The following is a 22,132-nucleotide window of genomic DNA, read 5'->3' as shown; positions in this document are numbered from 1 at the left end:
CTGCGACGGATATGAAGACCAGCGATCGGCAAGATTGACGAGACCGAGCGCGGCATTCACTCGCGCCTCGCGCTCGGCACGTGCGACGCCGCGCATCCTCAGCGGGTAGGCAACGTTCTCGGCAGCCGACATGTGCGGGAAAAGCGCATAGTTCTGGAAGACCACCCCGATCCGTCGCCGATGCGGAGGCACGTCCGAGACGGACGTGCCCGACATCAGCACGCGGCCTTCGGTCGGCGTGTCGAACCCCGCCAGGAGCATGAGGAGCGTCGTCTTGCCAGAACCACTCGAGCCGAGCAGCGCGAAGAACTCCCCCGACGAGATGTCGAGGGTAACGTCGCTCACCGCAGACACACTTCCGTAGCGCCGGGTGACACCCTGAAAGGAAACGGCGGGGAGTGGCTGGCCTGTCATTCCACGGCCCTTCCCAGGTCAAGCGGCGTAAGCGGCTCGTATCCGGTTTCGGTAACGAGAACGGTATCGCCGAAGCGGGCGCCACCAATACCGTCGACATAGACGCCCGGCTCGATGCCGAGGAGCATTCCCGCTTCAAGCACGGTCGGGTCGCTGGCCTTGATCTCGGGAAACTCAGGATCGGAAAGGCCGATCCCGCGACCGGTGCGATGCTGCATGGCACGGTCCCAGCCGTGGCGTCCGATGACCGCGACGGCGGCAGCGTGAACCTCGCCGGTCGTCACGCCCTCGCGCACCTTTGCCAACGCCGCTTCCTGGGCCTTGCGTGCGACGTCCACGATCTTGCGGACATCCGTCGGCAAACCCGTCGACCCCACCTGGACCGGTCGGTCGAAACAGATGCCGTGCCCAAAGAACGGCCGGCCGCAATAGCAGAGCTGCAGGAGTTCCCCTTCCCGCATAGACCGACCGGCGGCAACTGCATGGGCGCGCCCTGAACGGATGCTGCCGCTACCCATGACATGGATGCCCTGGAGAAGCGGCGAATGGTTCTCATCGCCGTTCCACCATTCCGCGGCACGCCGCATCGCGGCCGTGCGGGAAACAAGCGCCACTTCCCATTCGGGAACACCGGGGGCTACAGCTTCGCAGCTTGCCTTGAACTGGTGGGCAGCGATGTCGGCGCAGCGCCGGACGACGTCGATCGTTGCGGCATCCTTGCGGCGACGCACCTCACGAAGCGTGACTGTCACGTCCCGGATACGTTCGGTACCAAGGGCATCCCTGACCAGGTCGAGATTGCGCGCCGAGGTAGCGTCGAAGTCGACGCCGATCGTGCGGGCTTCCGGAGCTACTTTCCCGATATGCTCGGCGAGCGCGGCTGAGAACGACATGGGCGGCTTCGCCGGCTCTTCCCATTCGACCCATTCGATAGCCACGGGCACGCTGCATTGCGCCCTTATCTCAGGTGCTTCGATGCGGGGCGAGACAAAAGCCGCCGCGCCATCCTGTGGCAGCACGAACCAGACCGGCCGCACCGATGCGATGCCATCCAGTCCGGCAAAGAAACGATGATTGTCGAAGCTCGACAGCGCGAGAACGTCGATGCCTTCCTGCTTCATCGCAGTTCGGGCGCGTTCGAGGCGTTTGCCGTAATCCGCCTCGGAAGGAAAGATGAGCCTGGAGTTCGAAGGGTTCTCGTTCATTTTGCTCTCACGATGGTATTTCGCGTGTGATGGGACGGGCATGGCCGAAGGCGCCACGCGTGCCGCAGATGAGCGCGGAGTATTGCGCTGCATCGCTGGCCGCTTCGGCAAGCGGTACGCCGGTCAGCACGCGGTACGCGAGGCGGCTTACAAATGCGTCGCCCGCGCCGAGCGTATCGACGGCATCGACAGGAACCGCGGGCGCGAACAGGATCTCGCCTTTGTGGCACACTGTGGCGCCACGCGCGCCCTGGGTGATCGTGACCAGTTCGACGCCGGCCGATTGGGCGGAATCCAGAACACGCGCCACTTCGTCGTCGCCGGCACTGCCGCGCGAGAAGGCAGCTGCCCTTAAATAAGGCAGGACACCAGCAGCATATTCCAAACTCCGTTCGGAAAAATCGAAGGAGATCGCAACGCGCTCGCGAATGTCGGGAAGCTGGTTGTCCAATCGGCTTGTCTCACCGGTGTGAACCAGGTCGAAGCCGGCAAGATAGTCGAGATCGGCGTTGTCGAGCCGGAACATCGATACGCCTTTCTCGCAGAGGCCCCATCTGCGGTTGTTGCCGCTGTCGTCCATATGAACGGTGGCAAAGGCATTGGGCCCGTCCTCGACACGCAGCCGCTCGAGCTCAATGCCTTCAGCCTGCAGGCTCGAGCGGATCAGATCGCCATCGGCATCGGTGCCGATCACGCCGAGATAGGCAGCGTGCGCTCCGCTTCGCCGGGCGTGAACAGCGAAATTCACCGCGTTGCCTCCCGGAAACATCAGCCTTTGATTGAAATATCGGTCGACAACATTGTCACCGACGCCACAAACACGCATGCGAAATGCCTCAGTAGGTTGTCTTGAACATGTAGCGGCGTTCCGTGAGCGAATGCCCGGTGACCGCCTGGTAGTGTTCGGCCAAACGCTTGGAAAGGGTCGAGAGAAGGAGCGGGGAAATGTCCCCACGCATCGACGCCGGCACGCCGGGCAGGCTGTAGTCCATCGAATCGATCACGCGGCAGCGCCGGGTGTTCTTATTAAGGAAAGCCTCAACTCGGTTGATCACCGGGCGGGTTTCGTCTTCGCCCTTGAACAGAAGAACCGCCGTATCGGGCTGAACAACCTCGAAAGCCCCATGCAGAAATTCGTTCGCGTTGAACCAGGACGCGTGCTTCCACTGCATCTCCATGAGATAACACATGGCGAATCCGTAGCCGGCGCCCTGATTGGGACCGGCGGACAGGACGTAAGTCAGGGTCTCGGCCGCGAAGTCAGTGGCGATCTCGTGGAGGCGCGCCTCCGCCTCCTGCACAGCCAGTTCAAAAGCTGCCGGCACCGCAGCGAAAGCCTGTTCCAATGCCGCGAAATCGAATTTTGCCCCGGCTTCCTTCAGAAGCGCCGTCACCATCAGGCCAATCAGCACTTGCTTCGGCGCCAGGATGGTTCGGTCGCTGTGGTACGTGAAGACGTCATCGCATTCGGCGGCGAGTTTGGTCGTCTCGTTCTTAGTAAAGCCGATGACGCGGGCGCCGGCGGAGCGCGACCAGCGAGCGGCTTCGATCGTTTCTCCCGTCGTGCCGTTGTGCGATGCGACAAGCACCACTGATCCCGGCCCGAGCAGCGCAGGACGGCGGCGATTGAACTCTTCGCTATTAAGGCAGAAAGTCGGAAATCCGGCGCTTCGGTCGCACTGGTACGATGCGGCAGAGAAGTCGTTCAGGGAGCCACCGCAACCGATCAGGAAGAGGTTGCGCATTCCATCAGCTGCGGCCTTGGCCACTTGCCTGATCCGTTCGCGTTGCTCGACGGCGGCTTCAGTGATGCGACGGAAATCGACATCTGTTGGGACAAGGTTGGAGTATCGATTCACAGTGCCTCTCTTTTTGCGATCAAGATGTGATAGCGCTCTCATGTGATAACGCTCTCACATTTCCCAATGGGTTGTCAAGGGGCGTCGCGGCGGTCTATTTGTCCGCCATGCACGGGCACGAGTCCCGCAACGCGGATGCGATCAGACCATGAAGGATAATGGACGCTCCGGCGCTCAGCCGACGATCGCCCACGTTGCGCGTGCGGCGGGTGTCTCAAGCGCAACCGCGGCGCGGGTGCTTGGCGGTTACGGCTATGCCGGTGCTGAGACGCGCCAGCGCGTCTTCGACGCCGCAAAACGCCTGGCGTACCAGCCCAACCAACTCGCCCGCAGCATGGCGACCGGCCGCAGCGAGATGATTGGCGTCGTTGTAGCCGATATTGAGAATCTGTATTTTGCGCGAGCCATTCGGGCTATCATAGACACAGCCAGTGCAAATGGCTTCGGTGTGGTTCTAGCCAACACCGACGAGGATATTGAGCTTGAGCGTGACGCGGTGCGCGTGCTGCTCGCCAACCGTGTCGATGGCCTGATTGTTTCGCCAACCTCCAGCATCGAGGTGGATCACCTCATCGGCGCGCGGGACATGGGCTGCCCCTTTGTCCTTCTCGACAGACGCGTGCCGGTACTCAATGCCGACACCTTTGCGATTGACAACTTTCGCGCGGCCCATCAGGCGGTGGCATCTCTCATCAAGCAAGAACACCGACGCATCGCGCTTGTGTCCAACGCTCCTTCTCGCGGGGAGCAACATTACCTGATTTCCTCCGTTCGAGAGCGTATCGACGGTTACCGCGCAGCGCTCCACGACGCCGGAATCCAGATTGTCCCCAAGCTGATTATCCTCGGAGGATGGGACACTGAGAATCTTGCTCGCCAGTTGCGCCAGCTCTGTCAGTCCGCGAACCGTCCGACCGCTTTTCTCGCAACCGACAGTTCCGTGGCCCTCGTCCTTCTCAACGTTCTTCGGGAGCTGGATTTATCGATACCCGACAAGGTTTCGCTCATCTGCTTTGACGACGCCGACTGGACGGCGGCGGTGACGCCGCCCCTGACCGTTGTGTCGCAGCCTATCAGAGACTTAGCCAAAGCTGCGACAGAAGATCTGATCGCTCGTTTGCAAGGCGAGGCTACGGGTCCTGCCAAGGAAACCTTGCTACAGGCGACAATGATAGACCGTGGCTCAGTCAGCAGCGCCTTGGCAAGGCCGAGTGTCAAGCGACGATCGTCAGCGGTTGGGAACTGACATTCGTCAACTCCTCCTGTTGTTGCTGCCTTTGCTTGGAAAGCCGGGGGGCTCGGTCGAAGCCAATGCATACCTGAACATCTGAAGATCAAGACCCGGTCAGACTTGTCCCTTTCACAGGTCGAAACCGCCGATGACACGACGCCGGGGCTGAAGCACTTTTCTCATCGAACACAATCGCCTTCAATTTCGACTCGTTGCTGAGGAGCACGAGATGACCCGATCGAATGAAGAAGCACTGAAGCGCACAATCCGGAGACGCCAGCTGCGTGAAATGGTGCCGCTTGCCGACAGTACGATCTACGAAATGGAACAGCGGGGCGAATTCCCGCGACGCTTCGCCTTGACTCCAAGATGCGTGGTTTGGGATCTGGGCGAGGTTCAAGCATAGCTCGCGGCCCGTCGCTCAAAGCCAATCTTGCGCGCTCCGAAACCGGACCTTAAGCAGCGTCGGGCTCGGCCGATCAGAGAGCCGGATCAGGCTCCAAGAGGGGCATCGACGGCGGGATGAGCGTCGGGACGAACTTCTTGCCAACGACCCAGGCGTCGATGATGTCCGACCATTCCTGCATCATATGGCGGCGCTGCATTTCGTATTCGGCCTTGTTGTAGACGCCACGCGACGAGCGTCCGTCCTCGTGGGCCAGGCACTTTTCAATCCAATCGCTGTTGAGGCCAAGTTCATTCAACAGAGTTGAGCCCGTTCGCCGCAGGTCATGAACCGTGAACGGCTCGAGGGGCAGCCCCTCGGACTTCGCGCGCTCGACGACTGCGTAAGTGATCCGATTGAACGTTGCACGCGACATCGGAGCATCCGCATCGTACCGCGATGGAAGAAGGTATCTGGAATTTCCCGCACAGGTCTTCAGGGCAATCATGATGTCGAGCGCTTGGCGCGACAGGTAGACATTATGCGCCTTCGATCGCTTCATGCGTTCCTTTGGAATGGTCCAAACCGCATTTTCGAAGTCGACCTCATCCCAGACCGCGTCCTGCAACTCGCTTTTGCGCACCATCGTCAGCAGGTAAAGCCGCATCCCCAAACGGATCGTGGGAAGCGTGGCGATGTGCTCGAGCTGTCTTAGCATCACGCGAATTTCCGAGGGCGAAAGCGAGCGGTCCTTCGGCACAAACGTGGCAATCGATGCGGGTCCAACTTCATCAGCCGGATTAGCCACCTTCTCGCCGTGCAGGATCGCGAAGCTGTAGATTTGCTTCAGAATGTCTCGCACGTGAATGGCGGTCGCCGGCGCGCCACGTTCAACGATGCTGCCGCAGTGGGCTCGTAGATCGTCCGGTGTGATTTCCGCCAGCAGGCGATTGCGCCAGGCAGGAAGAAGCTCGCGCTCAAAGATGGAACGCCGCATGGCGCGCGTGCTGTCGGCCATCGGCGCGGCGGTGAGCCACTTCTCCCCGAACCCGCCAAAACTCTTCGCCTCTTTCAGGCGACGCTTCTCGCGCTGCTTCTCTATCGCTGGTGACCGCCCATCTCTGATGGCGCGCTTGGCGTCCAGGCATTTCTCTCGAGCGAGTGCGAGCGAGATTCCGTCTCGTCCATATCTGCCTAGTTGCACCATCTCACGGCGCCCATTGAGCCTGTAGTCCAGCATAAACGAGATCGCGCCACTCGGCATGACCTTGACATACATACCGTCGCGGTCCGCAACCTTGTAGACTTTTTCTTTTGGTCTCAATGACTTAATGGCGACGTCAGTCAGCATAGCTGCTGCCTCCAAAAAAGTACCGTCAGGGTATTTTCGAGGCCTGTCGACAGAAAATTCTATTTACTTTCAATTCCTTACGGGCAAAAAAGTACCGTCACAAGCCTTACTGGCCATGACGGTACTTTGAAAAATCCCAAGCGGCAATATGTGGCAGATCCGTCAGGCAGCCCGCCGATGCCAATTTCTGCCTACCGATAGCTGTTGAACGCTACTGGATAATTATCTTTTTATTTTCAGATGCTTAAGGAGAATAATGGCGAATAATCGGCGGCGTTCGGATGGGCCTGAATCATTCCCACTCTATTGTGCCGGGCGGCTTTGAGGTGACGTCGTAGACGACGCGGTTGATGCCGCGGACTTCGTTGATGATGCGGGTGGCGGCGGAACCCAGGAACGCCATGTCGTAGTGGTAGAAATCCGCCGTCATGCCATCGACAGAGGTGACGGCGCGCAGCGCGCAGACGAACTCGTAGGTGCGGCCATCGCCCATCACGCCGACAGTCTGCACCGGCAGCAGCACGGCGAAGGCCTGCCAGATGGCGTCGTAGAGGCCGGCCTTGCGGATCTCGTCGAGATAGATGGCGTCGGCCTCGCGCAGGATCTCCAGCTTCTCGCGGGTAATGCCGCCGGGACAGCGGATGGCTAGGCCAGGGCCTGGGAACGGATGCCGGCCGATGAAGCTTTCGGGCAGGCCGAGCTCCTTGCCAAGGGCCCTCACCTCGTCCTTGAACAGTTCGCGCAGCGGCTCGACCAGCTGCATGTTCATGCGCGCGGGCAGGCCGCCGACATTGTGGTGCGACTTGATGGTCACCGACGGGCCGCCGGTGAAGGAGACGCTCTCGATGACATCGGGATAGAGCGTGCCTTGCGCCAGGAAGTCGGCGCCGCCGAGTTTCTTCGCCTCCTCCTCGAACACCTCTATGAACAGCCGGCCGATGGTCTTGCGCTTCTTCTCCGGGTCGGCCTCGCCTTCCAGCGCCGAGATGAACTTGTCGGCGGCATCGACCAGGATCAGCGGCAGATTGTAGTGCTGGCGGAACATCGCCACCACGCCCGCAGCCTCGTCCTTGCGCATCAGCCCGTGGTCGACAAGGATACAGGTCAGCTGGTCGCCGACTGCTTCGTGGATCAGAAGTGCGGCGACCGACGAGTCAACCCCGCCCGACAGGGCGCAGATGACCTTGCCCTTGCCGACCTGCTTGCGGATCGCCTCGACCGCGTGTTCGCGGTAGGCGCGCATCGTCCAGTCGCCCTCGATGCCGGCGATGTTGTGAACGAAATTGCGCAGCAGCCTTGCGCCGTCCGGGGTGTGCACGACCTCGGGGTGGAACATGATGCCGTACATCTTGCGCTCGACATTGCCGAAGATGGCGAAGGGCGAGCCTTCGGACTTGCCGAACACTTCGAAGCCCTTGGGCAAGGAGATGACGCGGTCACCGTGGCTCATCCACACCTGGTGGCGCTGGCCGGGCGCCCACAGGCCCTCGAACAGCGGGCTGTCCTTCTCGATCTCGACAAAGGCGCGGCCGAATTCGCGATGATCGGAGCTTTCGGCGACGCCGCCCATCTGCACGCACATCGCCATCTGGCCATAGCAGATGCCAAGCACCGGCACGCCGGCATCGAAGACGATCTGCGGCGCGCGCGGGCTGCCGATGTCCGACGTCGAGGCGGGGCCGCCGGACAGGATCACGGCTTTCGGATTGATGCGCTCGAACGCCGCCTCGGCCGACTGGAACGGCACGATCTCGGAAAACACGCCGGCCTCGCGGATGCGGCGGGCGATGAGCTGCGTAAACTGGCTGCCGAAATCGACAATCAGGACGGTGTCGGGATGATTGGCTGTTTTCATGGCGAGCGTTTAGAGAAAGAAATGAGTCGACGCAATGGGTTGCGGGGCCTTGCTGTCACTTCGATTCCACGACTTCACCTTCAGCGCCAGTGTCTTCATCCTTCGCCGCAGCCTGTCCGGCCGCAAGTGCTCGCAAAGCGCCCATCAGCGCCGTGAACCGCTCCTCGCCAATGCGACTGACATAGCGCCGCTCGATCTCCATCTTGACCCGATCGCCGTCGCGCAAGGCATCCAGCCCCTTGCTGGTGTAACGCACCATCTTGCCGCGGCCATCTTGCGGATCGGGCAGACGCTCGACGATCCCCTCCGCCTCGAGGCCGTCGAGCAGTTGCTGGATCGCCTGCTTGGAGATTGCCGAGCGTTCGATCAACGCCGACTGGCGCATGCCGTTCCTGGTGATGTGACCAAGCAGTCCGGCGCGTGCTTCGGTGAACCAGCCGTGACCGGCGGCGCGCATCGCGGCGGCGAATTCGGTCTGCCAGGCGCGGCTTGCCTGCCAAAGGCGCCAGCCGACGTGATCGGGCAGGGTGTCGATTTTTTCGTCAAGCTCCTTGACCATTTTCTCCAAACTCCATATAGTCAAGATACTTGACGATAAACATCCCGTCGAGGCTCTTTCGAACTCAAGCACGGACAGGGACCATGACAATTCTCGACAGGAACATGCTGGCCGTTATCATGGTTGGCACCACGCATGTCATCGACATGGGCGGCAAGGACGCCTTCATCCACTACGAAAACGAGAACCGGGCGCATATGCTGCTACCGGATGGTACCCTTTTCCATGGGATCTGGATGCTGCTCGACCACGGCTACAAGGTCGAATGGAAAGATGGCCCCACCGGCTCCTGGAAACTCGATCATACGCCAGGAGCGATCGACTATGTCGATGCGAGCGGCGCCGTGCGCGGGCGCATTTCGCGCATCGATTTCGGCGATCCGGAGAGCCTGGCGGCTTGATGCTATTTCCGGTCAGGCGCTCAGCAAGCCATCGCCGATCGCCTGTTCCAGCCGCCCGACCGCTGCGGCCAGTTTCTCGTCGATGACGTGTAGATATTCGGTCCAGTCGCCGACGTGCCGCAGATCCGCCGCGCCGTCGGAAATGCCGCGCAGCCCGATCAGCGGGATGTCGAACAGCTGGCAGGCGCGCAGGCAAGCGAAAGTCTCCATGTCGACCATGTCGGCGGCAATTGCGTCATAGGCGGCGCCGGTGACGATCGCGCCACCGGTGGACAGCGTTGCCTCCCTCAGGTCGGGTATCCTGAACGGCAGCGGCACGGTCACCGGCAGGTCAAGGAAAGGCGTCGCGCCCTGTTCGAAGCCGAGCGGCGAGGCGTCGATGTCGCGGTAGCTAACCGACACGGCCTGGTAGATTTCCGTCTGCTCCAGCGTCCGGCTGCCGGCCGAGCCGAGCGATACGACGAGGTCCGGCAGGGTCTTCCGAGACTTCAGCAAGGAGAGTTCGGCGCCCAGCCTGACGCCGGCCTCGACCGGTCCAACGCCGGTCATCAGCGGCGTGAACAGCCGCTTGAGGTGCGGGCCATACTCGGCCTCGGCAGCCATCACGAAGAGGACGCCCTTGCCGCCAAGCCGCACAATCTTGCCCATCGGATCAGCCTTCGATGCCATCACGCCCGACCACCGTCATCATCGTTCCGGTCATGGTGGCGATCAGCTTGGCCTCGCCGTCGGCGGCAAAGGCATAGGCCTGGCCGTCGGCGACGATGATGGTGCGGCCGGGTTTTGTCACCGAACCGCGGAACAGGAAGCGTTCGCCCCTGCCCGGCGCCAGCAAATTGACCTTGAATTCGATGGTCAGCACGCCGGAGTTTTCCGGCATCAGCGAGAACGCGGCATAGCCACAGGCCGAGTCCAGCGCTGTCGAAATGACGCCGGCATGCAGGAAACCGTGCTGCTGGGTCAGTGCCGCCGAATAAGGCATCTCGATCTCGATGATGCCCGGCGTCACCAGCGTCAGTTCGGCGCCGATCGTGGCCATGGCCTGCTGGCGCGCGAAGGAGGTTCTGACGCGATCCTCATAGTCCGGGGCGGGTACGATCTTTGCTGCCATGGCCGCTGCCTTTCTTTATGCGGATAAGCTTATTGCAGAGGCATGGGCGGCAGGCAAATGCTTTTGCTGCACTGCAGCAAACCGATCTTAGTTCAACCAGAGAAGCGATGCGTTGAGCAAGGTGGCAAACGCAACCCATGCCGCATATGGCGCGAACAGCCATGCGGATGCCCGGTCGCGGTTCCAGGCCGTGGCGATGAACAGCCCAATGCTGGCGAGAAGAAGCACGATCACAACAAGCGCGAGCCCCATCATCTTGGCTCCGAAGAAGGTCGGCGACCATAGCAAGTTCAGCACCAGCTGGACGGCCCAGATCTTCATCGCGGCTCCCGACGACGCTTGCAGCCATGTCCGCCAGCCGGCCACGGCGATCAGGAGATAGAGGAGTGTCCAGGCAGGTGCAAAAACCCAGTTGGGTGGATTGAAGGGCGGCTTGGTGAGCGATGCATACCAGGCACCCGGCAGCGTCGCATAACCGATCAGCAGGCCCCCGCCGAGCACCACAATGACGAAAAGCAGAAGCGACAGATATCTTTGCAAGAATCCTATCCCGCGATCGCGGCCAGACGCGCCGCATCTGCAACTGGGGCGCTATCGCCGCCTGTCAACGGCAGCGTCAGTTCGCCTTGCGCAACGCACAGAAGTAAAACCCATCCGTGCCGCTCAACGCCGGCGACAGCGAGACGTCGCCGGCCGGACCGATCCGCACGGCCGTCTGATGGCCGGGAAAACGGCTGTCCCAGAGCGCGCGATGATCGACCGGGACAAAGCCGCTGTTGCGGTGCCGGAATGCCGCAACCTCCTCGCCATTCTCCTCGTCGAACACCGAGCAGGTGATGTAGACCAGCAAGCCGCCTGACTTGACGTAGGCTTTGGCGGCTTCCAGGATCGCCGACTGCTCGCCCTTGCGGGCGTCGAGCTGTCTTTGCGTCAGTCGCCATTTGGCATCGGGACGGCGCCGCCAGGTGCCGCTGCCGGTACAAGGCGCGTCGACCAGCACGATGTCCATATGGTTGCCGAGCGGAGCGAGTTCGGCCGGCTTGGTGACGACCTGCACATTGCGGTTTTCCGAGCGACGGATGCGGTCGAAGATCGGCGCCAGCCGCGCCTTTTCGGCGTCGTGGGCAAATATCTGGCCCCGATTGTCCATCGCAGCCGACAGCGCCAGTGTCTTGCCGCCGGCGCCGGCGCAGAAGTCGAGCACCTGCATGCCGGCCTCGGCGCCGGAAAGGGCAGCCACGACCTGCGAGCCTTCGTCCTGGACCTCGAACCAGCCTTTCTGGAAAGCCGGCTCGGCCTGCACGTTGGGGTGCCTGCCGTCGCCATCGATCGGCGGGATGCGGATGCCTTGCGGCGCGATGGCGGCTGGTTTGGCGCCGGTTCCGGTCAGTTCAGCCAGCACCTTGTCACGGTTGGCCTGCAACGTGTTGACCCTGAGGTCGAGCGGCGGTCGCGTCGCCAGCGCCGCCCCCTCATCAGCCCAGGTGTCGCTGAAGGTTTTCTCGAAAAGCGGCACGCACCAATCGGGTATGTCGGCCCGCACCGCGGCCGGTGCATCGGCGAGCCGGCGTTCGGAAATGGCCTGAAGCTCGGTGGCAGTCAGCAACGGCGGCGCGAATTTGTCACCGTCGAGCGCATCGTTCAGCGACTGCGCCGTCTGGCCCCATTCGAGCAGCAGCGCGCCGAAGCCGATGGCGCGCGGCGTGTCTTCCCCCAACAGCCAGCCGGCGGAACGCTTTCGGCGCAAGCCGTCATAGACGATGTTGCCGATCGCCGCGCGGTCGCCGCCGCCGGCAAACCGGTGCGACAGGCCCCAATCCTTCAGCGCGTCCGCAACCGGCCGGTGACGCCGGCCGATGTCTTCCAGCACTTCGATGGCCGCAGCCAGCCGTCCGCCCAGTCGCATTCGTCATTCCATCAAATCGAGCACATGATCTCCGGGCCTGCTCTTAGAGCCTTTCGCGACTGGATTGAACCCCGCTTCTGTCTCATGCCGACGAGGTTGTCTTGACCGAGGCAGGCTGATCGCCCGACCAGTAAATGTCCTTGGTCAGCAACAACAGATCAATCAATAGATGACAGGTTTCTAATGTTCGTAACTGGCGCCTGCAAGTACGCGATCTGGTGCAACCGCTCTGCTTTCCAAGTTATTCGGTTGGGAATACTCTTGCCGCCATGATTCGCGGCACGGAAAACGTGGACCGGCGGATCGCTACGAGGAGAGGGCAATGAAGACTTATCTGGCGGAAGTTCTAGGCACATTTCTGTTGGTGTTCATCGGTACGGCTTCGGTGGTGACGGGCGGCTTCGGCGGTGCGCTGCCGCTCGGCCAGGAAGGCATCGGACTGGCATTCGGCATCGGTCTCATTGCGGCGGCCTATGCGATCGGCCCGATTTCAGGTGCGCATCTCAATCCGGCGGTGACGCTCGGTGTCTTCCTTGCCGGCCGGCTGCCGGCCAAGGACGTCATCCCCTACTGGATTGCGCAGATCATCGGCGCCATCCTGGCCTCGCTGGCATTGTGGATCATCGTCTCCGGCCAGGCTGGCGGACACACCGGCGGCTTCGGCGCCAATGGCTGGGACGTGGCGAAATGGGGCGTCAGCTCTGCGTTCCTGTGGGAACTGATCGGCACGTTTACCTTCGTCACCGTGATCCTCGGTGTCACCGCTGAAAAGCACTCGACGGCGTTCGCTGGGCTGGTCATCGGCCTGACGCTGGCAGGGTTGCACTTCGCCATCATCCCGGTCACCGGCACCTCGCTCAATCCGGCCCGCTCGATCGGCCCGGCGCTGTTTTCCGGCAGTGCTGCGATCGGCCAGCTCTGGCTGTTCATCGTCGCACCGTTGATCGGCGGCGCCATTGCCGGCGTCGTCGCCAAGGCGCGTGTCTTCGAGAAGGACTGAGGTTTGGACGCTTGAATACGAAAAAAGGCGCGGGCCGTGGCCCGCGCCTTTTTTTGCCGACCCTGCCGCGTCTCAACAACAAGGCCATACCTCACTCGCCCGTTTTCGCACGCTCGGTCGAGCGCGCGGGGGGAACTCGCCTATAGCTTTCTAAAGAAGCCGGACAGAATATTTCGGACCCGCTTCGCCGGACCGCAGTCTGATTCCGTCCTCGAAGCAGTTCAGTGTCACGCACTCGAAGCCGCTGTGTGCGAGGAGTGCCACCAGCGAGTCACGGTCGAAGTGGTGCAGGTGCTCGTTGGGGAGACGCATGCGCCACGTGTGGAACCACGCGTCGCCGTCGGCGCCGAGCTCGCGCCAGCGGCAATAAGGGACGGCGACGGCCAGATAGCGGGCCTGAAGGCGGGCGAGGAAACCCAGATCCGGGATGTGCTCCAGCACGTCGAACATGGCGACGAGATCCCACGAGCTGGCGAGCGCCTCATCCCAATCGACAAAGCGGACGCCCTTGGGCAGCGGAAACTTGGCGATGTCGCAGCCGGCGCAGTCGGACACTCCGGTTATTTTCGCGGCCTCGACGAATGTGCCCGTGCCATATCCAATCTCCAACACGGACCGGGGAATCTCGCCGGTGATTCCAAGCACCCAGCCAAGTCGCTGATACCCGAGCTTGATGGTCCGGTCACTCAGGTCCTCGTAATAGGAAATGTATTGCTTGTCGTATTTGATCGGGGTGAAGTCGATCTGGTGGATCACGCCAAACTCGTCCACCTCGTAATTGTCCAACATCAGCGCGCAGCCTCCGATTCCGAATTCCTAAATCACAGACAACCGCGGATCTGGGCGCAAACCGGTCATGGTATAAATATAAGAAATATATACGTAAAAAATACCACGATATGGACCATGCCAGTCAGGAATGTTGTTCTTTCGGTACTAAAACTCACGTTGCATATGAAGAGTGCTAAAACTAGAAGTACTGCATCAGTCGATGGAAGCCCAAGGGTTAATCCTCTCCCCGTCAGCAGGCTGGCGGCTGCGACCGCAGGTATTGTCAAACCAATTGTAGCGCATGCGGAACCCATCGCAACATTCAAGCCGCGTTGCAGCTCATTGTGAAGTGAAGCGCGAACCGCCGAAATGGCCTCCGGCATCAAAACCAACCCGGCGATCAATGCTCCCACAATACTGTCGGACTGGGTCACCTGGTAGGCAACGAGCGTATCTTCAACACCTGCGGCGACTTGCTCGGCGAGCATGACAATTCCAATCAGCCCGATCAACAGGAGCAAAGTGCTGACAGCGATGCTTTCGTGAGGGGCGGTCCGCATCGAAGCGTCGTGTTCTTGCCCTTGGACGAAGTCGTCTCGGTGCCGGACAGTCTGAGCGAACACAAAACTTGCATAGAGCAGCACTGAAAGCACGGCTACGAAGCCTAGTTGAGCAGCTGAAAATGTGCCAGGGCCCGTAGTTTGTGTGTAGGTTGGCAAAATAAGCGTCATGACGGTCAGTGCGGCCAGAACCGCCAAATATGCGCTGGTCCCTTGTCGAACAATTGCCTGCTTGCGATGACGCCAGCCGCCAAGCGCGAGACACATGCCGACAACGCCGGTAGATGTAATCATCATCGTTGAAAAGACGGACTCACGTGCAAGCGTGGGGTTGTTCTCTCCATGCAGCATCATGGAAACGATGATCGACACTTCGATTGCCGTCACGGCAAAAGTCAGTACCAACGTGCCGTAGGGTTCTCCTACACGCCGAGCCACCGCCTCTGCATGGTCGAGCACCACGAAAATGGTGGTGAACATAATGGCACTCGAAAGCCCTCCGACAAGGATCCTGACGCCCAGCGAACCTTCATCCACCGACAGCCCGCTTGCCCTGACTGCGACAGCCATCATCAAGGCGGCCAAGGGCATCGCATAAGAGGTGACCGATCGTTGGAAAACACTCATTCAAGCCCCCATGCGCCTGCGAAACTTGCTGAAAACCCATGGGGAGCACCTTCGCCAATGTCCGGCAGACCCCCATTCGACCCTCACAAACAACGTCAGCCCGCGGCTCCAAACGATGCCGCGGGATCGCGACCTTGGCTGCATTCAAAATCGAAGCGCTGCTCCCCTTAAGCCGTCTTCTGCGTCACCAATCCCAGTTCCTTGACCATCGCCTCGCGCATCAGAAACTTCTGCGGTTTGCCGGTCACCGTCATCGGCAGTTCGGTGCGGAAGCGGATGTGGCGCGGGATCTTGTAGTGGGCGATCTGGCCGGCGCAGAAGGCCTTGATCTCCTGTTCGGTGGCGATCTGGCCTGGCTTGAGCACGATCCAGGCGCACAGCTCCTCGCCATATTTTGGGTCTGGAATGCCGAACACCTGCACTTCCCTGACCTTGGGATGGCGGTAGAGGAATTCCTCGACCTCGCGCGGATAGACGTTCTCGCCGCCGCGGATGACCATGTCCTTGACCCGGCCGACAATGTTGCAATAGCCCTCGGCATCGATGGTGGCGAGATCGCCGGTGTGCATCCAGCCATCGGTGTCGATCGCCTCGCGGGTCTTCTCGATGTCGTCCCAATAGCCCTTCATCACCGAATAGCCGCGCGTGCACAGTTCGCCCGGCGCACCGACGGCGACGGTGGCGCCGTCGGCATCGACCGCCTTGACCTCGACATGGGGGTGGATGCGGCCGACCGTCGAGACGCGTTTTTCCAGCGGGTCGTCGACGCCGCTCTGGAACGACACCGGACTTGTCTCGGTCATGCCGTAGGCGATCGTCACTTCTGACATATGCATCAGCGACACCACTTTCTTCATCACCTCGATCGGGCATGGCGAGCCGGCCATGATGCCGGTGCGCAGGCTGGAGAGATCGAAGGACTGGAAGTCCGGATGATCGAGCAGCGCGACGAACATGGTCGGCACGCCATAAAGCCCGGTGCAGCGCTCATTCGCCACCGCTTTCAGCGTGGCGCCGGCATCGAACCCCTCGCCCGGGAAAACCATGGTCGAGCCCTTCGACACGCAGCCCATGGTGCCCATCGACATGCCGAAGCAGTGATAGAGCGGCACCGGGATGCACAGCCGGTCGTCGACGGTCAGCTTAATCGCCGAGGTGACGAAATTGCCGTTGTTGACGATGTTGTTGTGGGTCAGCGTCGCGCCCTTGGGTGCCCCTGTCGTACCTGACGTGAACTGGATGTTGATGGCGTCGCCGGGCTTCAGCCCCTCCGAGATGCGGTCGAGGCTGTCATGCTCGTCGCGCCCGGCCATGGCCAGCACATCGGCGAAATTGAACATGCCGGGTGAGTTGTCCTCACCCATGCGGATGACGATCTTCAGCGCCGGCAGCTGCTTTGCCTTAAGCTTGCCGGGGGTGGCTGTCGCGAGCTCCGGCGCCAGCGTCTCGATCATGCCGAGATAGTCGGAGGTCTTGAACTTGACCGCGGTCACAAGCGCCTTGCAGCCGACCTTGTTCAAGGCATAGTCGAGTTCGGTCAGCCGATAGGCCGGGTTGATGTTGACCAGGATCAGGCCGATGCGCGCGGTGGCGAATTGCGTCACCAGCCATTCCCATCGGTTGGGCGACCAGATGCCGACGCGATCGCCCTTTTCAAGGCCCAGCGCCAGGAAGCCGGCGGCCAGCGCATCGACCGTGTCCGACAGTTCGCTCCAGGTGAAGCGCTTGTCCTGGTCGACGAAGACCGCAGCATCGAGCGTGGCGTATTTACTGGCGGTGTCGGAAAACAGAGCGGGAACAGTCTTGTTGAGCAGCGGCGTCGAGCGCTCGCCGGAAACATGCGCCTTGCCGTCGACGGGTGCCACGAAGACATCGCCATTGCGCGATCCACGCCCGCGCAAATTGGTGGCATTCTTCAGCTCGTCGAGATTGATCGGCATCGCTGTCTCCTCCCAGGACGGGTCGAGCCTATCAGCCCGCCGGGATGGTGGAAATCCCGTCGATGGTACTGGAGGGCATCCTCAGCTGACGATGGCCGCCATCTTCGCGGCCACATCGCGCAGAAGCGCCTCATCCGCCGCCGCGCGCGTCTTTTTTGACGCCACCAGACAGGCCTGCGAGCGCAAAACCAGGCCGTCGCCGAGCACCTTGAGATGATTGGCGCGCAGCGTGGAGCCGGTGGTGGTGATGTCGACGATGACATCGGCCAGGCCCGCCGCCGGCGCCCCTTCGGTCGCGCCGAGGCTCTCGACGATGCGATAGACCTGGATGCCGTGTTTTAGCGAGAAGAACTGCTGCGTCAGCCGCCAGTATTTGGTGGCGATCCTGAGCCGCCGGCCATGGCGCTGACGAAAATCGGCGGCGACGTCGTCAAGATCGGCCATGGTGTCGACGTCGAGCCAGATGTCGGGCACGGCGACCACGACATCGGCATTGCCGAAGCCGAGACGGGCGACGATTTCGGCGCGGGTTTCCCAGTCGGCAAGGTTCTCGCGCACCAGGTCCTCGCCGGTGATGCCGAGATCGACCGCGCTCTGGCCGATCTCGCCAGCAATCTCGGAAGCCGACAGGAAAGCCACTTCGATGCCTTCCGAGCCTTCGATGCGGGCGCGGTAGGAACGCTCGTCGCCGGGCAGGCTGACGGCGAGCCCGGCCTTGGCCAGCACCTCCAGCGCCTGCTCCTTGAGCCGGCCTTTCGACGGGATTGCCAGGGTGATCATGGCGCCGTCTCCCGCAATGCGTCGATGCGATCGAGCCAGACGGAAAAGCCGACGCCGGGGATCGGCGTCTTGGCGCCAAGCAGCGTCAGCAGCCGGTCGTAGCGGCCGCCACCGACGAGCGGCCGTTCGCCATCTTGCGCCGCGATTTCGAAGACCAGGCCGGTGTAGTAGTCGAGCGGTCGGCCGAAGGCGGCGTCGTAGCGGATCCTTCCCGTCGGCAAGCCATGCGCTTCGATCGCCTTGGCGCGGGCGGCGAAATTCTCCAGCGCGGCGCCCAGCGAGAGCCCGGCACCGGCGGCGAAGGTCGCCAACGCCTGGGCCGCGCCGTCGAGCGGCACGTCGATCGCCAGAAAACTCTTTAGTGCCGCGAAGGCCTCGTTGGATAGCCGCACGCTGCGCAACTCAGCTTTCTCGATCAGTCGACGCGCTATGTCGGCTGGCGAGCGCCCAGCGGAGGCCGACAGGCCGGCCTCTTCCATGCCACTGGCGATGTGCGCGGACAGACCTTCGAGATCGCCGTCGAGGACAAGGGAAGCGACCGGACCGGAGAGTTGGCCGTTGCGTGGCGGGTTGGCTAGATCGGCGAGTGCTGCCTGCAGCATCGGCGCCGAGCCGAAGGCGCGGGCAAGACGCATGCGCCAGCCGCGCGGCAGCCCAAGGGCGGCCAGCACGGCCTCGAAAATGGTCTGGTCGCCGAGCGTGATCGCCAGCGCCTGGCGGGGCAGCACCAGGGCAAGCAGCGCATGTGCGTCGGCCAGCGAACGGGCATCGGCCTCGGCGGTGTCACGATCGCCCAAATCCTCGATGCCGGCCTGGAAGAACTCGTTGCCGCCTTCGCGGCGCTGGCGGAACACCTCGCCCAAATAGGAATAGCGGCGCGGCGTGCCCGCCTGCGATCTTATGTGGTCGAGACAGACCGGAATGGTGAATTCCGGCCGCAGGCACAGCGCCTGACCGGTTTCGCTTTCGGTGAGAAAGATACGCCGGCGAAGGTCTTCACCGGCCATGTCGAGGAACGGATCGGCCGGCTGCAGCACGGCAACCTCGACCGCATGCGTGTTGCGCTCGGCGAAGAGATTGATGATGTCGGCTGATATGGCAGGGTAGCGGGAGGTCATTGATCAGACGGGCGCGAGGCACCCCCCTCTGGCCTGCCGGCCATCTCCCCCTCAAGGGGGGAGATTGGATGTCGCGTAGGCTTTCGCCAATCTCCAGCGTTGAAGAAGAGGCGCCGAGCCTCAAGCTGCCAATCTCCCCCCTTGAGGGGGAGATGGCCGGCAGGCCAGAGGGGGGTGTTCAAGCGCCACCTTTGGCGCGATCGGCGGCCTGCGCCGCCAAGATCTTCTTCACCTCAGTGACCAGTTCGCTTTCCGCCACCGTCACCTGGGCTGGGCGCGCGGCGCGCCATTCGGCGTTGTCGGTGATTTCGGCCGACATGCGCGCGCCTTCGATCAGATCCTTGATCTGCAGCTCGCCCTTGGCGCGCTCGTCGCCGCCCTGGATGATTGCGACCGGGCAGCCGCGCCGGTCGGCATATTTGAGCTGCGCCTTCATGCCGGCGCCGCCGAGATACATTTCGGAACGGATGCCGGCAGCCCGCAGCGCCGCCACCATCTTCTGGTAGCGGCCGAGGCTGTCGGTGTCCTTGTCCATGACCAGCACGACGACCGGCGCGATCACATCAGCGCTGTCGAGCTTGCCGAGGTTCTTCAGCGCGGTCATCAGCCGGGAGACGCCAATGGAGAAACCGGTCGCCGGTACCGGCTCGCCGCGAAAGCGCGAGACGAGGCCATCGTAGCGGCCGCCGCCACCGACCGAGCCGAAGCGGACGATCTGGCCGTCCTCATTGGGGATCTCGGCCAGCAGTTCGGCCTCGAAGACTGGGCCGGTGTAGTATTCTAGGCCACGCACGACGGAACGGTCCATGGCGATGCGGTCTTCGGCGTATCCCGCGGCCCGGACCAGGGCTTCGATCGTCGAGAGCTCGCCAACGCCTTCCTGGTAGACCGCATTCGTGCTGACGCTGGAATCCTGACCAGCCTGTGCATTCCTCGCTGTCGCACGAAGAACCGCCTCGGCTTGTCCGTCATTCAACCCGGCGCCCTTGGCGAAGTCGCCCTCGCCTTCCTTGCCGCCATCCCAACGCCCCGGCCCAAGCAGAAGTCTCACGCCTTCCGGCCCTAGCTTGTCCAGCTTGTCGATCGCCCGCAGCACCGTCAGCCGGCGGCCGGCATTGTCGTCGCCGCCAAGGCCGATCGCATCCAGCACGCCGTCCAGCACCTTGCGGCTGTTGACGCGGATGACGTAGTCGCCGCGCTTGATGCCGAGCGCTTCCATCACGTCGGCCATCATCATCGCCATCTCGGCGTCAGCCGCCACGCCCGGCGTGCCGATCGTGTCGGCATCAAACTGCATGAACTGGCGGAAGCGGCCGGGGCCTGGCTTCTCGTTGCGGAACACCCAGCCGGAGCGGTAGCTGCGATACGGCTTGGGCAGCCGCTCGTAATTCTCGGCGACAAAACGCGCCGTCGGCGCAGTCAGGTCGTAGCGCAGCGACAGCCACTGGTCGTCATCGTCCTGGAAGGAGAACACGCCTTCGTTCGGCCGGTCCTGGTCGGGCAGGAACTTTCCCAGCGCATCGGTGTATTCGATCAGCGGCTGGTCGGCCGGTTCGAAGCCATAGAGCTCATAGACCGAGCGGATCGTCGCCATCATCTTCTCGACGGCGCGGATGTCTTCGGCGCTGCGGTCGGCAAAACCGCGCGGCAGCCGCGCTTTCGTCTTTTCCGATTTGTCGGCCATGGAATGGGTACTCGGTGTTTCGTGGCGCTGTGCGATAGGAAATTTCCTATTTCCGCAGCGCGCGTGTCCTAACCGATGCAGCTTTGTGCGGCAAGGGTTTGCCGCCTTGCCTCTCCCTGTCGGGAGAAGGCAGAGGCGAACCGCCCCGAAACAAAAACGCACCGAAAATGAAACATTCCCGCCATGGGTGCGGCATCGTGCCGACACAATCGCAGCCGATAAGTCGCGCCGACACGAAGGGGTTCGGGCCATGACCAGCACAGCAAGATTCCATGCCATCGACGGCAGCGCAGGCGACTTGCCCGCGCGCCTGCGTCCAGCCGACATCCACGCCCAGAAAATCGTCAGCCAGGCCGCCGGTCCGTTCGAGATACCGGCCGACACCGGCAAGGGACCATCCATGCGCGACGCATTGATGACCGGCCTGCTGGTGATCTACCCGACCGTGGCCACGGTGGTGGCGATTGTCGCCGGGCTTTTCCTGGCCAGCGCCAACGGCACCTGAAGGTACCCACCCGCGCCTTCGGGCGACTCACCAAAAGGGATGCAAGCGCCGCTACTTCGGCCGCTTGAAAGCCTTTCGCTCTTTCTCGACTTGCTTGCGGCAGACGCAGCCCTCGAGATGGTCGTTGACCAGGCCCATGGCCTGCATGAAGGCGTAGACCGTGGTCGGGCCGACAAAGCTCCAGCCGCGCTTCTTCAGCTCCTTCGATATCCGAACCGAGACGGCGGTGGTCGGGTTGGCGCGCAGATGGGCGAGGTCGACGATTTCGGGACGCTCGTCCTTGCCGGGTTCGAACCTCCAGAACCAGGCGGCCAGCGAGCCGAATTCGTCGGCCATCTCGCGGGCACGCTTGGCGTTGTTGATGGTCGAGACGATCTTGCCGCGATGACGGATGATGCCGGCATTGCCAAGCAGGCGCTCGACATCCTTGTCGGTGAAGGCGGCGACCTTGTCGAATTCGAAATTTGCGAAGGCCTCGCGAAAATTCTCCCGCTTGCGCAGGATGGTGAGCCACGACAGGCCCGACTGGAAACCCTCGAGGCAGATCTTTTCGAACAGCCTGCGGTCGTCCGCCACCGGCCGGCCCCATTCATGATCGTGGTAATGCAGATAGTCGGGCAGATTGCCGTGCCAGAAGCAACGCGCGACACCGTCGGGGCCGGCGAGCAGGCCGGTGTTTTCTTTTTCCATAGCCAAAAATCCGTCCGTTAACGCGCCTTTGCGCTGCATTTACTGCGGCTTTACCAGATTCCTGAACCCAGCGGTAACCACACCAAGAGGTTTACTGACAACAGCGCATTTTACGCATTCCGATTCATGTTTCGGTTGCTGCTTACGCGCCAATGATCGCCGAACCGGGGGCGTTCCACC

General features: G+C 62.1%; 23 protein-coding genes. 5 read left to right on the top strand and 18 right to left on the bottom strand.

The window, feature by feature from the left end; genetic code table 11:
* The 4 genes from AC1D08_RS23630 to AC1D08_RS23615 all read right to left on the bottom strand — a co-directional run.
* Window positions 1–345, bottom strand: a 345-nt coding sequence (locus AC1D08_RS23630) for an ABC transporter ATP-binding protein (RefSeq protein ID WP_477424200.1), incomplete at its 3' end; no start/stop codon positions are given.
* 65 nt (window positions 346–410) lie between these two features.
* Window positions 411–1,619 (bottom strand): M24 family metallopeptidase, encoded by a 1,209-nt coding sequence (locus tag AC1D08_RS23625; protein ID WP_457153838.1) that lies wholly within the window; start codon window positions 1,617–1,619, stop codon window positions 411–413.
* 7 nt (window positions 1,620–1,626) lie between these two features.
* Window positions 1,627–2,388: a PfkB family carbohydrate kinase gene (locus AC1D08_RS23620; protein ID WP_378987575.1), complete on the bottom strand. Its 762-nt coding sequence runs from the start codon at window positions 2,386–2,388 to the stop codon at window positions 1,627–1,629.
* A 67-nt stretch (window positions 2,389–2,455) separates the two neighbouring features.
* The gene (locus tag AC1D08_RS23615) at window positions 2,456–3,478 is read right to left on the bottom strand and encodes an SIS domain-containing protein (protein WP_477225547.1); all 1,023 of its coding nucleotides are present in this window, start codon (window positions 3,476–3,478) and stop codon (window positions 2,456–2,458) included.
* Between the two features lie 148 nt (window positions 3,479–3,626).
* Between AC1D08_RS23615 and AC1D08_RS23610 the strand changes: the two genes are divergently transcribed.
* Entirely contained in the window at window positions 3,627–4,724 is a 1,098-nt protein-coding gene (locus AC1D08_RS23610) for a LacI family DNA-binding transcriptional regulator (protein ID WP_477225546.1), read from the top strand.
* A gap of 214 nt (window positions 4,725–4,938) precedes the next feature.
* The gene (locus AC1D08_RS23605) at window positions 4,939–5,115 is read left to right on the top strand and encodes a helix-turn-helix transcriptional regulator (RefSeq protein ID WP_457155130.1); all 177 of its coding nucleotides are present in this window, start codon (window positions 4,939–4,941) and stop codon (window positions 5,113–5,115) included.
* 73 nt (window positions 5,116–5,188) lie between these two features.
* On the opposite strand, the gene AC1D08_RS23600 is transcribed toward AC1D08_RS23605, so the two are convergent.
* The 3 genes from AC1D08_RS23600 to AC1D08_RS23590 form a co-directional block, all read right to left on the bottom strand.
* Window positions 5,189–6,445, bottom strand: coding sequence for a tyrosine-type recombinase/integrase (locus AC1D08_RS23600; RefSeq protein WP_477424198.1), 1,257 nt, complete (start codon window positions 6,443–6,445; stop codon window positions 5,189–5,191).
* Between the two features lie 292 nt (window positions 6,446–6,737).
* A complete protein-coding gene (guaA, locus tag AC1D08_RS23595; protein WP_457154900.1) occupies window positions 6,738–8,300 on the bottom strand; it encodes a glutamine-hydrolyzing GMP synthase in 1,563 nt (520 codons plus the stop codon).
* Between the two features lie 55 nt (window positions 8,301–8,355).
* On the bottom strand, window positions 8,356–8,931 hold the full coding sequence (locus AC1D08_RS23590) for a MarR family winged helix-turn-helix transcriptional regulator (protein WP_457154901.1): 576 nt from the start codon (window positions 8,929–8,931) through the stop codon (window positions 8,356–8,358).
* A gap of 11 nt (window positions 8,932–8,942) precedes the next feature.
* Between AC1D08_RS23590 and AC1D08_RS23585 the strand changes: the two genes are divergently transcribed.
* A complete protein-coding gene (locus AC1D08_RS23585) occupies window positions 8,943–9,260 on the top strand; it encodes a hypothetical protein (RefSeq protein WP_477225544.1) in 318 nt (105 codons plus the stop codon).
* Window positions 9,261–9,272: 12 nt separating this feature from the next.
* Here the strand turns inward: AC1D08_RS23585 and AC1D08_RS23580 are convergent, their stop codons facing one another.
* The 4 genes from AC1D08_RS23580 to AC1D08_RS23565 form a co-directional block, all read right to left on the bottom strand.
* Complete coding sequence (locus AC1D08_RS23580) at window positions 9,273–9,908, bottom strand: 5'-methylthioadenosine/S-adenosylhomocysteine nucleosidase (protein WP_457155433.1); 636 nt, start codon at window positions 9,906–9,908, stop codon at window positions 9,273–9,275.
* Window positions 9,909–9,912: 4 nt separating this feature from the next.
* A complete protein-coding gene (locus AC1D08_RS23575; RefSeq protein ID WP_095088397.1) occupies window positions 9,913–10,371 on the bottom strand; it encodes a PaaI family thioesterase in 459 nt (152 codons plus the stop codon).
* 87 nt (window positions 10,372–10,458) lie between these two features.
* Window positions 10,459–10,911, bottom strand: coding sequence for a TspO/MBR family protein (locus tag AC1D08_RS23570; protein ID WP_477225543.1), 453 nt, complete (start codon window positions 10,909–10,911; stop codon window positions 10,459–10,461).
* Between the two features lie 76 nt (window positions 10,912–10,987).
* Window positions 10,988–12,277 carry an RsmB/NOP family class I SAM-dependent RNA methyltransferase gene (locus AC1D08_RS23565; protein WP_477424196.1) on the bottom strand — a complete coding sequence of 430 codons (1,290 nt, stop codon included), beginning with the start codon at window positions 12,275–12,277 and terminating at the stop codon, window positions 10,988–10,990.
* Between the two features lie 322 nt (window positions 12,278–12,599).
* On the opposite strand from AC1D08_RS23565, the gene AC1D08_RS23560 reads away from it, so the two are divergent.
* Entirely contained in the window at window positions 12,600–13,277 is a 678-nt protein-coding gene (locus AC1D08_RS23560) for an MIP family channel protein (RefSeq protein WP_457154925.1), read from the top strand.
* 150 nt (window positions 13,278–13,427) lie between these two features.
* Here AC1D08_RS23560 and AC1D08_RS23555 read toward each other — a convergent pair whose 3' ends face one another.
* From AC1D08_RS23555 to hisS, 6 genes are all read right to left on the bottom strand, one after another.
* Window positions 13,428–14,066, bottom strand: a complete 639-nt coding sequence (locus AC1D08_RS23555) for a class I SAM-dependent methyltransferase (RefSeq protein ID WP_457154540.1) — start codon at window positions 14,064–14,066, stop codon at window positions 13,428–13,430.
* 65 nt (window positions 14,067–14,131) lie between these two features.
* Window positions 14,132–15,235, bottom strand: coding sequence for a calcium:cation antiporter (locus AC1D08_RS23550; RefSeq protein WP_477225541.1), 1,104 nt, complete (start codon window positions 15,233–15,235; stop codon window positions 14,132–14,134).
* Between the two features lie 167 nt (window positions 15,236–15,402).
* Window positions 15,403–17,175: an AMP-binding protein gene (locus tag AC1D08_RS23545; protein WP_477424194.1), complete on the bottom strand. Its 1,773-nt coding sequence runs from the start codon at window positions 17,173–17,175 to the stop codon at window positions 15,403–15,405.
* An 81-nt stretch (window positions 17,176–17,256) separates the two neighbouring features.
* Window positions 17,257–17,955: an ATP phosphoribosyltransferase gene (gene hisG / locus AC1D08_RS23540; protein WP_457154628.1), complete on the bottom strand. Its 699-nt coding sequence runs from the start codon at window positions 17,953–17,955 to the stop codon at window positions 17,257–17,259.
* A complete protein-coding gene (locus AC1D08_RS23535) occupies window positions 17,952–19,073 on the bottom strand; it encodes an ATP phosphoribosyltransferase regulatory subunit (RefSeq protein WP_457154629.1) in 1,122 nt (373 codons plus the stop codon). Before AC1D08_RS23535 ends, hisG begins: the two co-directional genes overlap by 4 nt.
* 178 nt (window positions 19,074–19,251) lie before the next feature.
* Entirely contained in the window at window positions 19,252–20,757 is a 1,506-nt protein-coding gene (hisS, locus tag AC1D08_RS23530) for a histidine--tRNA ligase (protein ID WP_477225539.1), read from the bottom strand.
* A gap of 250 nt (window positions 20,758–21,007) precedes the next feature.
* Here hisS and AC1D08_RS23525 point away from each other — a divergent pair, with 250 nt between their 5' ends.
* Window positions 21,008–21,262, top strand: coding sequence for a hypothetical protein (locus AC1D08_RS23525; protein WP_457153568.1), 255 nt, complete (start codon window positions 21,008–21,010; stop codon window positions 21,260–21,262).
* A gap of 51 nt (window positions 21,263–21,313) precedes the next feature.
* Here AC1D08_RS23525 and AC1D08_RS23520 read toward each other — a convergent pair whose 3' ends face one another.
* Window positions 21,314–21,952 (bottom strand): DNA-3-methyladenine glycosylase I, encoded by a 639-nt coding sequence (locus AC1D08_RS23520; protein WP_457153567.1) that lies wholly within the window; start codon window positions 21,950–21,952, stop codon window positions 21,314–21,316.
* Between the last annotated feature and the right edge of the window lie 180 nt (window positions 21,953–22,132).

This window comes from Mesorhizobium sp. P2_E6 (genome assembly GCF_056403835.1).
Note: the sequence above shows the minus strand (reverse complement) of the source record. Positions and strands in the feature narration are given on the sequence as shown.